The organism is Haloarcula sp. H-hyl2, from assembly GCF_056934385.1.
In genome coordinates this window covers 865,705-878,341 of the sequence record NZ_JBRIIJ010000002.1, presented here as the reverse complement: position 1 = coordinate 878,341, position 12,637 = coordinate 865,705, and the positions used below count along the sequence as shown (strand labels likewise).

At 63.0% G+C, this 12,637-nt stretch carries 10 protein-coding genes; 3 read left to right on the top strand and 7 right to left on the bottom strand.

Going from position 1 to position 12,637, the window contains the following annotated elements; translation table 11 throughout:
- Nucleotides 1-162 precede the first annotated feature (162 nt).
- Nucleotides 163-546 (top strand): ArsR/SmtB family transcription factor, encoded by a 384-nt coding sequence (locus Hhyl2_RS14335; protein ID WP_483551448.1) that lies wholly within the window; start codon nucleotides 163-165, stop codon nucleotides 544-546.
- Between the two features lie 82 nt (nucleotides 547-628).
- Here the strand turns inward: Hhyl2_RS14335 and Hhyl2_RS14330 are convergent, their stop codons facing one another.
- Nucleotides 629-1,036, bottom strand: coding sequence for an ArsR/SmtB family transcription factor (locus tag Hhyl2_RS14330; RefSeq protein WP_483551447.1), 408 nt, complete (start codon nucleotides 1,034-1,036; stop codon nucleotides 629-631).
- 143 nt (nucleotides 1,037-1,179) lie between these two features.
- Nucleotides 1,180-2,823, bottom strand: coding sequence for an NADH-quinone oxidoreductase subunit D (locus tag Hhyl2_RS14325; protein WP_483551446.1), 1,644 nt, complete (start codon nucleotides 2,821-2,823; stop codon nucleotides 1,180-1,182).
- Between the two features lie 115 nt (nucleotides 2,824-2,938).
- On the opposite strand from Hhyl2_RS14325, the gene Hhyl2_RS14320 reads away from it, so the two are divergent.
- Both Hhyl2_RS14320 and Hhyl2_RS14315 read left to right on the top strand, forming a co-directional pair.
- Nucleotides 2,939-3,595, top strand: a complete 657-nt coding sequence (locus tag Hhyl2_RS14320) for a helix-turn-helix domain-containing protein (protein ID WP_483551445.1) — start codon at nucleotides 2,939-2,941, stop codon at nucleotides 3,593-3,595.
- A 258-nt stretch (nucleotides 3,596-3,853) separates the two neighbouring features.
- On the top strand, nucleotides 3,854-4,747 hold the full coding sequence (locus tag Hhyl2_RS14315) for an alpha/beta fold hydrolase (protein ID WP_483551444.1): 894 nt from the start codon (nucleotides 3,854-3,856) through the stop codon (nucleotides 4,745-4,747).
- Nucleotides 4,748-4,757: 10 nt separating this feature from the next.
- Here Hhyl2_RS14315 and Hhyl2_RS14310 read toward each other — a convergent pair whose 3' ends face one another.
- From Hhyl2_RS14310 to Hhyl2_RS14290, 5 genes are all read right to left on the bottom strand, one after another.
- Nucleotides 4,758-5,078, bottom strand: a complete 321-nt coding sequence (locus Hhyl2_RS14310) for a DUF3784 domain-containing protein (protein WP_284010890.1) — start codon at nucleotides 5,076-5,078, stop codon at nucleotides 4,758-4,760.
- Complete coding sequence (locus Hhyl2_RS14305) at nucleotides 5,072-5,782, bottom strand: class I SAM-dependent methyltransferase (protein WP_483551443.1); 711 nt, start codon at nucleotides 5,780-5,782, stop codon at nucleotides 5,072-5,074. Before Hhyl2_RS14305 ends, Hhyl2_RS14310 begins: the two co-directional genes overlap by 7 nt.
- 12 nt (nucleotides 5,783-5,794) lie before the next feature.
- Nucleotides 5,795-7,546 (bottom strand): S9 family peptidase, encoded by a 1,752-nt coding sequence (locus tag Hhyl2_RS14300; RefSeq protein WP_483551442.1) that lies wholly within the window; start codon nucleotides 7,544-7,546, stop codon nucleotides 5,795-5,797.
- A gap of 288 nt (nucleotides 7,547-7,834) precedes the next feature.
- Entirely contained in the window at nucleotides 7,835-10,345 is a 2,511-nt protein-coding gene (locus tag Hhyl2_RS14295; RefSeq protein WP_483551441.1) for an efflux RND transporter permease subunit, read from the bottom strand.
- Between the two features lies 1 nt (nucleotide 10,346).
- The gene (locus Hhyl2_RS14290; protein ID WP_483551440.1) at nucleotides 10,347-12,278 is read right to left on the bottom strand and encodes a COG1361 S-layer family protein; all 1,932 of its coding nucleotides are present in this window, start codon (nucleotides 12,276-12,278) and stop codon (nucleotides 10,347-10,349) included.
- Nucleotides 12,279-12,637 lie beyond the last annotated feature (359 nt).

The window sequence follows — 12,637 nt, the reverse complement described above, 5'->3', positions numbered from 1 at the left end:
TTTCACCGACCGCAACACCAGGCAGTAGTAGTGACAGCTATCTCCATCCATGTCACAGAGCCACAAGGCAATACTACTAGCCAGGGGGCCCCTGACGAGACAACGTCAGTTGACAGTAGGCTTGGGATGCTGTCGTGGTACAGTCTTACGCAGAGCACGGCAATGTCAGTCACCCGAACGACACCTACCGAGGACTCAGAGGGGAAAGCCAACACGCTCCCGTCGGGAGAGATCCTCACACGACTCAACGCAGCATACGCACAGCAGATCTTGGAAGCGATCAGCACAGAGGCCAAGCCCGCCCGTGACATCGCGGTCGAATGTGGCGCATCCCGGGCGACGGTGTATCGACGGTTGAATGCCCTCCAGGAGGCAGGGCTCGTCGAGACAGCGATGCAGTACGATGGCGATGGTCATCATCGGACCGTCTTCGAAACGAACTTCGAATCGCTTGCCCTGGAGATGACGGACGACGGACTCGCGGTGACTGTGAGAGGGACAGACCACCCCTCGATCGGGGCGCGGCGATCGGCCGCTGGTGACTGAAGTTGTCACTGTAGTGGTTGCAGTGGTCGAGAGAATGGAGGCGGGTTGCTGGCGTCCTGCTCTGTCACCACCTGACGCGGCGTCAGTCGTCACCGTTCGCCAACCTGTCTACCGTGGGAGAAACCGTGTTGTTCTCGACCGTTACGCTCCGTTCGTGCCCGCCGGCGACGAGGACCAGCGGGGCTCCAGCCGGAGCGAAGACGTCCATCTCGACACCGTTTTGCGAATACCACTGCTCGACGACGGTTACGAGGTTCGCCTCGAGAAGTTTCTCGACGTGATAGCCGACGTTCTGGATGGAGGTGTCGACCCGTTCAGCAAGTTCTGATTGCGTCGCTGGGTTCCGATACAGTTCTGCCAGCACGGCTCGGCTGATATCTGATCCGAGCGTGGCAAATACGTCGTCTGCATCCTCGTCGTCGAGAGTGACGATCCGGGAATCCGGTTCTTGACGGTCCACGTGTGGTTTCTGTGGGAGCAGGTGACTCATACACCTGTGTTGGGTACACCCCCACTGAAACGATTCCACTACATCTGTCGATACCGCTGATGGAGGGGGCTATACTACTAGCCTCTCCCGTGGACATCGGCTGGTCGAGCGAGCGACGGCTGTGCGTAGCGAGGGCGACATCGTCACCGATCCACCTCCCCCATGATGGTGTCGAGGCTCCCCAGCGTCGCGACGAGGTCGGCAACGGACTCCCCCTTGGCCATCGCGGAGAGCGCCGACAAGTTCGAGAACGACGGCCCGCGGATCTTGAACCGTGCAGGTGTCTCGGTCCCGTCTGCACGGATGTAGATCCCCAGTTCACCCTTCGCACCCTCGACGGCCCTGTAGCAGTCACCCGAGGGCTTCAGCGTCCGCGGAACGTTGGCCTGGAGAGTACGCTCGTCCTGGGGCCAGTCTTCGAGGAGGTCGACGCACTGCTCGACGATCGCTGCAGATTCCTCGATCTCTCGTAACCGGACGAGGACACGAGAGAAATTATCACAGTCCGCCTCGGTGACGACGTTCCACTCGAGGTTGTCGTAGTATCCGTACGGATCGTCCCGACGAAGGTCGTAGTCGATGCCGGACCCACGAGCGACTGGACCGGTGACGCCGTACTGCTTTGCGACCGCCGGCGGGAGTTCGCCGGTGCCGACACAGCGGAGCTGGAACGTCTCGTTGCTCGTCAGCAGGTCGTGGTACTCACCGAGTTTCGCTGGGAGGGCGTCGACGAAGGCACGGACGGCATCGAAGAACTCCTCGCGGGGTTCGGGAACGTCCCACGCGACACCACCGACCCGGAAGTAGTTGAACATCATGCGCTGGCCGGTGAGGTCCTCCAGCAGGTCTTCGACGACCTCCCGGTCCCGGAAGCCGTACATGAACGTCGCCGTGAACTCGCCGCTGACGTCCAGTGCGTACATGGCAGTGAACAGGAAATGCGAGAGGATACGCGACAGTTCGGCGCTCATCGTCCGGATCACCTGTGCGTACTCGGGGACGTCGATGTCGGCCAGATCCTCGATCGTGCGGGCGTAGGCCCACTCGTTGAGGAGCCCTGCACCGCCCCAGTCCCAGCGGTCGGGATAGGGCATGATCTGGTGACGGTAGGTCCCCTTCTCGCACATCTGCTCCTCACAGCGGTGGATGTAGCCGATATCCGGCTCGACAGCAGCGACCGTCTCACCGTCCAGCGTCACGTTCAGGTGGAGGACCCCGTGGGTCGAGGGATGATGGGGCCCGACGTTGAGATGCATCGTGTCGGGCCCGTCACGGCGGTCCTCGGCAAGTGGGTTCGCGTTCTCGCGAAGGGGAACGATCTGCGGTTGTGTCTGGTCGTAGTCGTCAGACAGTGGATGCCCCTGCCACGTCTCCGGTAAGAGGATGCGACGCAAGTCCGGATGGTCCTCGTACTCGATCCCCAGGAGGTCGTAGGCTTCTCGTTCGTGCCATTCGGCCGTTCGGTAGACCGACGTGGCGGACTCACTGACCGGCTCGTCTTTCGGCGTCGGGACGACGACCGACAGCTCCCGTGTCCGATCATCGTAGCTGGTGAGGTGATAGATCGTCTCGAAGCGGTCGTCGTACTCCTGGGCAGTCACACACGAGCAGTGGTCGAGCCCTCCCTCGGAGCGAAGCGTCGAGAGGACGCTCTCGACACTGTCGGCCCGGACCACGACTGCTGGAGCGTTCTCGTGTGACTCCCGGCCGACGAGCCCGTCGTCGTCGAGTGCTGTGACGACACTGTCTACGAACTGATCTTCGGGTGAACGGTGTTGCTGTTGCATCGCCCGTCTGGTTGCAGTTCACGGCTCGGTCGAGTAGCTGAACTGCCTCACCAGTGGTGGGATATAAGTAATCGCTCTCCACAGTGGTTTACTTACAGCCCGTCGAAGGCGGTGTATGCGATATCTCACCCTGTTAGTTAGGCCGAAGGGAGAGAGCGCATTCCACCCGCTCGGCGAGGAGTTGACGGCCGCACAGTCCATCGAACGCCGGGCGATCCATCACGTGGAGTTGCTCACCGACGATACTGTCCTGTTGTTAGCTGAGGCGAGCGGCGATCAGGAACAGTACAGCGAGATCATGGAGAGCTCCCCACACGTCAGCAGCTATCTCACTGCCGGAGAGGACCCCTGGATGGCTGTCAGTCAGTTCGAACCGACAGCGGTGGTTCGCAAGTCGTTGCAGCTCCAACGTGAGTCGCCGCTGGTACTCGATACCCCGATCCGGTTCACCGCCGACGATGCGCTCAAGGTCACGTACCTCGGGACCGACGAGGTGTTCAGCGATCTGTACGACTACGTCGAGCGTGTCGACTACATGGACGTCGACGTGCTCCAGACAGGTGAGTACGAATCCGACCGGTCGACGTTCAGCAGGACGATCACCGATCGACAGGAAGAGGTTCTGGAGACCGCAGTTGAGCTGGGCTACTACGACGAGCCCCGCCAGGCATCACTGGAGGATATCAGCGACGTCGTCGGAATCAGGCCCGGAACCGTCGGCGAACACCTTCGCAAAGCCGAACATCGGGTATTCAGCGAAATCGTCCAGTGACGCGGTCTCGCTAGTATACAAAACAGATCACCGTGCAGTTCCAAACAGCAGTGAATCGGGCTGAACCAACCTGAGTCTATCGACCTTTCCGACGAATTCCTGCAGGCTGCGGTCGGAACCGAGCTGTCGGAACATAAGTAGCCCCATGGATGGGGCAATCGGCGTACGGAACCCGGCACCGTATGTTCGTCTACGACAGGAGACAACGATGTTCGATAGACAGCATCCAACCACGGTCGCGGCTTCGAGTCGATACTGATGTCGGTCACGAGATCACGTCCCGATACTGACGCGTCGTTAGTGGCCGACATAGAGATCGAATCCTCCTCTCGGGTGGTAAACGACGTCGAGTTACACGTCGTCACTGCTGGCGATCCGGACGCGCCACTGGTCGTCTTACTGCACGGGCACCCCGACTTCTGGTACGGCTGGCGTGACCAGATCCGTCCCCTCGTCGACGCGGGGTTCCGCGTGGTCGTCCCGGACCAGCGGGGGTGCAATCTGAGCGACGCCCCCGACGGAATCGACGCCTATCGGCTCTCGGAACTCGTCGCGGATGTCGCCGACCTGATCGACAGCGAGGGCCGAGAGTCGGCTCACGTCGTCGGGCACGACTTCGGCGGGTTCGTCGCCTGGAACCTCGCACTCCGGCGCCCGTCGCTCGTCGACCGACTCGGTATTCTCAACGTCCCCCACCCGACAGTGTATCGAGAGACGCTTCGGTCCAGTCCCCGACAGCTCCTCCGGAGCTGGTACGTCTGGTTCTACCAACTGCCGAAACTGCCCGAGTGGCTGTTGGCCCGGAACGGAATGGACAACATGGTCGACTCGCTCGAACTGACGTCGAATCCCGGGACGTTCGACCAGGGGACGATCGACCGCTACAGAGCGGCCTGGGAGCACACCGGTATTCGACCACGGATCCACTGGTACCGTGGGTTCCGCAGATCGGAACGGCCACCCCGTACCAGCGTCACCCAGCCCACGCTGCTCTGTTGGGGCGAGGACGACGTCGCGCTCGTTTCCTCGATGGCCGAGCGAAGTATGGAGTACTGTGCTACCGGTCGGGTACGGACCTTTCCCGATGCGTCCCACTGGGTCCACCACGAACGGGATGCGGTGACCGACGCACTCCTCGACCATCTCTCCTGATCCGTGGCCCTCACGTTGCGGCCGGGCGCTGGGCGTTCACCCGGTACACCATTCGGGCCACCTCCAGGACGATTGCAGCCCCGATCAACGCACCCAGGTACGACGGGAGAGTCAGTGCCGCTCGGAGGACACCGAACGCGAAGACGGCGATGCCGACGCGGAGGACAGTGTTCCCCGCCACGTTCTGTACCGTGTCCTCCGACACGGGGACGCTCTCGTCGTACCCGGCCAGGAGAAACGTCCACCCGCGGAACTTGATCAGTGCGCCCGCGACAGTGACGAGGGCCCCGACGGCGATCCACTCCAGTGCGTCGGCAGAGAGCGCTAGCATCTCTCGTCACTCCCGTCGGGTGCCACCTCGAAGGTCGTGAGTATCCCGAACAGACCTGTCGTGGTGTCCTGGATCGACAGGCCCGCAGCCTCGACCACCTCGCGTGGATTCTGGGTCATGCGACAGCCGCTCTTCTCGTAGTGGGCGTCGGCCCGCCAGTCCTGCCAGCGGGCGATGGGTGCCACGTCACTCCGACCGTGTTCGACGAGACGGATCGTACCGTCCGGTCGACAGACCCGTTCCATCTCCCGGAGCGCGGCGACGGGGTCCGGGAAAGTGCACGTCGACATCGCCGAGATCACTGCATCGAAGCTGTCGTCGGCGAAGTCGAGCGCCTGCGCGTCCATCTCCTGGAGTGTCCCGTCGCGGCCGAGCGCCGCGAGCTGGTCGCTGGCCCTGTCCAGCATCGCCGGACTGATGTCGATCCCGATGAGGTCGGCCGACTCGGGTAGATACCGGAAGTTCGCCCCGGTTCCACAGGCGACGTCGAGCACCCGCCCGTCGACGTCGCCGAACCGGTGGCGGCGATAGCGTCCCGTGAGGAGTCGGTCGACGCGTTCGAACCGGTGCATCCAGTCGGCGTGGTCCGCGTACCAGGATTTGATCTCGGAGACCGACATCGACTGGTGTGAGACTGGATCGGTGTCGGTCGGCTGTGCCGTTCGATGATCGTGAGTGCCGTCGGTATGATCTGTGGGAGTCATTGTAGTCGGTCGCTAGTTCTCGCAGAGGGTGCTGCCGAAGAACTCGACAGTCCGTGTGACGTATTCGACGCGGTTCGCCGTTCGCTCGACGTCGTGGTCCTCGTCGTCGAACAGCAGGTACTCGTGTTCGACGTCGCGCTCCTGCAGTGACGCAACGAGTCGATCGACCTCGCTCTGGGGAACCCGGGGGTCGTTCCCACCCTGGACGATCAGTACCGGAACGTCGATGTCGTCGACGTACGTAATCGGCGACCGATCGGCGTACAGATCCGGTTTCTCCGCTGGGACCCCACAGAACTTCCGGAGCAGCATATCGGCGGTGTCCCCCCTGGTGTTCTCGACGGCAGTCTCCCAGTCGACGACACCACAGATACTCGCGCCAGCGTCGAACGCGTCGGTCGCACCGACGCCCAGCAGTGCCATGGAGCCGCCGTAGGCGGTCCCGACGATGCCGACGGTCTCTCGCCCCCGCTCCCGGAGGTAACTTGCGGCTGCGACCACGTCCGTGAGATCGTCGCCACCGAGGTCCTCGTCGCTGGCCGTCCGGAACGCTCGACCGTAACCGAGGCTCCCCCGGACGTCCGGGGCTAGGACTTCGAAGCCGGCGTGGGCGAGCGCCTGTGTGGTGAGGTCGAGGGGGTTGTAGGCCTGTGCTTCCGGCCCGCCGTGGGCTTTGACGATTCCCCCGACCGGAGCGCAGTCGGGCATGTAGAGCCGGGCTGCTATCTCGGTGCCGTCGAACGACTCGTAGGTGACGTCTTCGGGCGAGACTGTCGGACCGTCGACCTGACCCACCGTGACCACGGGGTCACCGTCTCGGTGGAGGTCGCCGTCGGTCGCAGAGTTCGAATGCCTGTAATAGACGTCACCGTCGATGGTCTTGACGTCCACGTTCATCCCGGACGACTCGACGGTCGTGACTGCGCCCTCGGTGAGTCGACGCAGTTTCCAATCGCCTCGGCTGGCTTCGAGGAAGACGATATCACCGCCCTCGGTCCACTGGGGGTCGTACTTGTCGCGGTTGTTCACGTACCGGAGGGTGTAGTCACCGTCGGGTTCGGCGACCGCGAGTTCACGGTAGCCGGTCTGGTGGTTAGTCGTGAACACGACTCCATCTGTCCCCCAAGCACCGCGGCCGTCGTCGGTGAACGCGAACGACTGTTCCGAGTCGGGTTCGTCGACGAACACGTCGTCTCGTCCGGTACGACGGTCGACGACACGGAGGCAGGCGTCGTCGACGGTGCCTGCCTGATAGACGATCCGCGTGCCGTCGGGCGACCACGCGTATCCCATCACCGGCGCGTCGCTCTCGGAGAGTCTGGTGACGGTGCCGTCGTCGAGCGTGACCGTGTACAGGTCCAGCGAGCGGTTCCGGTTCGAGACGAACGAGACCTGATCCGACACCGTCGGATGCTGACGGGCACGGAAATTTCGGAACCCATCGTTGAGGACGGGCGTCGTCGACCCGCTCTCGGGATCGACTTCCAGGAGGTCGTACTGCTCTGTGCCACCCTGGTCGCGGTATGCGAGGAGTGTGCCACGGTCCCGGAGCCAGGTGGGGTTCGTGAGGTCGCCATCGGCGTCGGTGAGTGAGCCGTTTGGCGTCTGCAGATCGTACTCGCCGCCATCGTATGCGGCGTAGACGAGTGTGCCCTCGGGCGTCATCGTGTACCCGGAGACCCCGTGTGATCGTGCGAGTTGGTCCAGATACGCTTCGAACTGTTCGGTCGATCGGTTCGCTGTGGTGGTGTCAGTCGTCGTCATATCGGTGTCTGCCTCGATTCACACCCGAAACGACGATTCGACCACACATAAGTACTATAGAATATTTGATATATTATCGAGAGTGTTTCAAAATCAGATTTAAGCGGTTTCGTGGGACCGAGAACGGGTTTAATTACAATGCAAGAGAGCTGCCGTGTGCCGTATCGATTCAGTAAAACGTGCTTTTGAAACTATTCTTTCATACTTGTCGTCAGGGAGGATGCTGGTCTCGTACGCGCACAACAAGAAGGAGGTCTATAACGGATCGAGAGTACGTCGGAGACGAGATCAGTCGTCGCCCGGGATCGGAAGATCCGTCTCTCCGAGCGAGGGGCGCGGCGTGACAGACCATTCGCGCTGGGTAACTCGCCACCAGATAACCAGGACGGATGGCAGCACAAACACCGAGGTGAGGAACGCGTAGACGATGGAGATCGCGGTGAGAACGCCGAACTGGCCCAGCGCCGGGGAGATCGCCAGGGCGAGGACGCCGATGCCTGCCGTCGTCGTCAACATGCTGCCCAGCAATGCACCGCCGGTTCCGCTGACAGTCGCGTCCAGTGCCGCCTGGAGCGGTTGTTCCTGTATCTCGTCGGCGAACCGGTGGGTGACGTGAACAGTGTAGTCCACGCCGAGCCCGATCGTGACCGCGAGAATCGTCGCCGTGATGGCGTTGAACGGAATGCCGAGCAGTCGCATCGTCCCGGCGATGGCACTGACGGTGACGACGATGGGCACGAGGTTCGCGATGCCGAGGGACGCCTGACCTTCCAGAACCCGATAGGCAGCCATCAAGAACAGCGCGGTTCCGGCGAGTGCCACCACGAGCGATTGCACCGCCGATTCCAGGACGAGGTCGGTCACTGCTTGTAACACCACGGTGTTTCCGGTGGCGATGGCAGTGTACCGGAAGTCGGCGGCGACCTGGCGGGTGTCCGCCGCCACGTCGTCGTTGCTGGCGTCGGCTTGCACCATGTAGACGATGCGGGCGTTCCGATAGTCCTCGCCGATGTACCGGAGCGCTCGGTCCCTAGACGAGGAGTCCAGCAGGTAGTCGTACACCTTGCCGAGGTTGTCGTCGGGAACCCCGTTGTCGTTGTGATCGTTGCGCTGGACGAGCCGCCGGAAATCGGGGTCACGTGCTGCTCTGTCCTGGATCACGGTCAGGATGGACGTCGCGTCGGCCCGGCCGTTCTCGCGAACGAACGAGTCGGGTGGGTCCCTGTTGGTCCGGTAGATCGACTCCAGCGCGTCGTCCTGTCGCATCGGCCGTTCCAGGTATATCGTGGTCGTGTCGCTCTGCCGGGCGTCAAAGGTGTCGTCCAGGAAGTTGATCTGCTCGGTGACGGTGTAGGTTCCAGGCCGGAACGGTTCCGGGAGCTGCATCAGGAAGTCGGGGTTCTCTTCCGGGGGGAGGAAGTCAGTCCGCTCGAAACTGGTCGAGACGTCCGTCGCGTACACCCCGGAACCAGCGCTCGTGAGGAGGAGCAGGCCGACGAACAGGACAGGCGCGCGGTTCGCGACGTACACGCCGCCCCCGAGGACTCGTGCCAGCGCTGACCCGTCGGACCCGAGCGGCCGGCGGCTGAGCGTCGGGATCGGGTATCGCTCTCGGAGCCGGTCGAGCTCTACTTTGGCAGCCGGCAGGAACACACCGAAGATGAGGAACGTGAACGTCATTCCGATAGCGGCCACCGCACCGAAGTCCCTGATCGGAGGCAGCGAGCTGGTGAGATTCGCTCCGAACCCGATCACAGTCGTCCCAGTCACGATGAAGAAGGCGACCAGGAGCTGATCGGTCGTGACCCGCATCGAGTCGGCGATGCCAGTACCGTCTGCCCGCTCCTCTCGATACCGGTTCACGGCGTGGATCCCGAAGTCGATCCCCACTGCGAGCAACAGCGGGGGAACGGCGATCAGGAGCGTCGAGAACGGGATACCCGCCAACCCCATGAAGCCGAACGTCCACACGATCGCCATGAACAGCGAGAGGGTCCCGAGCAGCAGGTCCGCCAGGTCCCGGTAGGCGACCACGAGGAAGAGGAGGATGAACAGCACCGCGGCAGGGACGACGATGAGGATCGAATCGACCAGCACGCTGGCGTTCTCGCTGGCCACGATACCGGTCCCGAAGACGGTCATCGAGCCACCGGCAGCCGACTGCACGGTGAACTGCGCCCGCTGCTGGATACTCGTCAGCGGGCTGGACCCGCTCTGTCCCGTCCCCGAGGAGAGCCCCGCTGGAACCTCGTGGGTGACGATGCCGACGGTCGCGGAGGCTGTCGCGGCCTCCCGGTTGAAATCTGTACTCACCAGCGAACCGAACCGGGGGTTCGTCGCTGCGACGTCACGGACTGCACGGTCAACGTCGCTCTCGGAGGCCCGTTCGACGGTCCGAATCTGTGCCCCAAGCGTGGTCGCCGACGGGTCGAGCCGCTGGGCCACCAACTGCGCTGCACTGGATGTACTCTGGACACGTAGGTCGTCGTCCGCGGAGAGACGCTGCTGGACCCGCAGCATCCGCAACAACCCCTCTTTCGAGAGGACGTTCTCACCACGCTGGACGAGTTGCGCACTCCCGGTATCCGCCGTGAACGTCGGCGAGAACTCCTCGTTGACTCGCTCGAAGGCCTGCTCGGCGGGCAGGCCGCTCGTGAACTGGGAGGTCCCAGAGTTCGTCGAGACGTTCCCCAGGCCCGCAGTGAACAGCAGCGTCACTACCAGGAAGGTAGCAACGACCCGCCGCGAGTCGTCGACGATGCGGTCGTCGATCCGGTCGATGAGCGCCTGGTAGTTCATCTCACTGGTACCTGCTGTAGCCGCCCACTGCGAGGAGTCCGACGATCACGAGGCCGCCGACGGCAGTCAGCGGGACACCGCTGCCGCCGCGCTCTGAGGACACCTGAATCGGCACTCGATAGGTATCCGACACCGGCGTGTCGCCGTCCGGTTCCTCGTAGCGGAAGTCCAGCGAGAGCGGGTATGCCTTCGTGAGTGCGCCACCGCTCGTGCTGACGCTGAACCTGAGCGTGGTGGACTCGCCGGGAGCGAGCGAGGAGACGAACGCCTCGTCGTCAGACACCGAGATGGGAGCGTCGGCAAACAGTTTGGCGGAGACGTCGGTCACCTGTTCGTCACCAGTGTTGGTGACGATAACGTCGATGGTCGAGGACCCACCAGCGGTGACGGTCCCGTTGTCCACGGACACGTCGAATTCGTCGGTCGCGTCGGCAACAGTAGCCTGCCCTACCAGACTGTCGCTCTCGTGGCGGTCGCCGTCGTCGTCACGGTAGACAGCGACGAATTCGAACTGCCGGGGTCCGGCGTCCGCACTGTCGGAGACGTCGACGCCGAACGTGACCGTCGCCGACTCGCCCGCAGCGAGGTCACCGACCGCGAACTGGGTCTCCTGTGGCGAGATGTTGCTGTGGTCGCTCTGCCAGTTCACCACGAGATTCTCGACGGCACGGTCGCCGGTGTTCGTGAGTGTGGCGTTCACTCGGCCGTCGTCACCGGTACGCAACGTGCCGTCGATGCCGTCGAGTTCGAACGACTGCTCCTGCTGTGGCGTCAGCCCGATAGACAGGGGGTCGGTCTGCGAACTGTCGCCCTCCGGATCTTCGTACCTGACCTGTGCCGAAAGCGCGTACGACTGTCGGTCGGAATTCGAGCCTGCCGTTGCCTGGACGCTTACGGTCCGCGTCTCACCGGGCTGCCAGGCGCCGACGTACTGTGTCGTCGACGTGGCGCCATTGAACGAGATATCGCTACTCCGGGAGTTGATCTGGACCGTCGCGTCGGTGACCGCTACTGGCCCCTCGTTACGGAGCGTGACGTCGTACGAGCCATCGTCACCGATGGTGACGTCGCTCTCGGTGTCGACGACACTGAAGGACTGCGCTGCAGCGACTGGGACACCGACCGACCGCTCGACGGACTGTCGGCGCACGCCGTTCGTATCTTCGAAGTCGACCGCCACTCCGAACTCGTACGTGTCGGCGTTGGCGTTCGGTGCGGAACCGACGCGGTACTGGAACGTCCGGGCCTCTCCGGGCCCCCACGCCGAAACATACCGGGAACTGGCCTGTTGTCCACTGACCGAGAGGTCGGGGCTACTGGACTCGAACCCGATCGCCGCGTCGTATGCGGTTTCGTCCCCGGTGTTCTCGACAGTGACCTCGACCGTCCCCGTCGAGTCTACCCGGGCGTTCGAGTCGACGTCGGTAACAGCGAACGTCGGCCGGTCGGCGACTGTCACGGTGACCATCTCCCGGGTCGTCTCGGTGGCTTCGTCCCTGTCTCCGCTGGTCTCGGAGATGAATTCGGTGTACTTGTACTCGAGGACCACCGGGACTCGATAGGTGCCCGGGTCGGCGTTCTCGTCGACGACAACGTCGAACGAGAGTGGCTCGGCCGTCCCCTGTGGGAACGATCCGTACACCTGCTCGTCGGTCGTGATCGTGAACGGTCCATCACCGTCCTTGATGTCGACCCGTAGTCCACGGGCAGTCGTCACTTCGCTGTTGAACCCCGGGTTCCGCGAGGACGCAGTGTCGAGCGATCCGGTGTTGGTCAGAACGACCTCGAACGTCGTCTCCTCCCCGGGGACGACCGTCGAGTCCGAGAGCGAGGCCGTGATGTCGGGGCTTCCGGTGACTGCAGCCAGTGAGGTCCCGGACGCGGTCAGGAGGACGACTGCCACCAGGATGGGCGTAAGTCGACGTGCTATCATTCAGCCCGCACCTCCGTTCGGACAGACGGGAGAGTGGCTGAACAGCGGGAGAGTATCACTGACTGCCGGCTATCCCGACTGGCGTCTCGCTCTCCGGAGACGTCGCCGAGACCGACTGGATACTGTAGGCGTCCGGTGGGCTGTACGACAGGTCGTGCCGCCGAGGGAGTCTCGGCCGGCAAGATCGGTTCGATCATCGTTGTCGACAGTCGGGACGTCACACTAGCCACCTATAAGAATTATCGAAGAATTGATATATTATCTCGATCGTTTCAAAACCGAGTTTAAGCGATTCGAGTCGCTCGAGAGGTATAGAAAAGCTATTCAGGAGAATGGTCCGAAAACCGTCCGGATCGCTC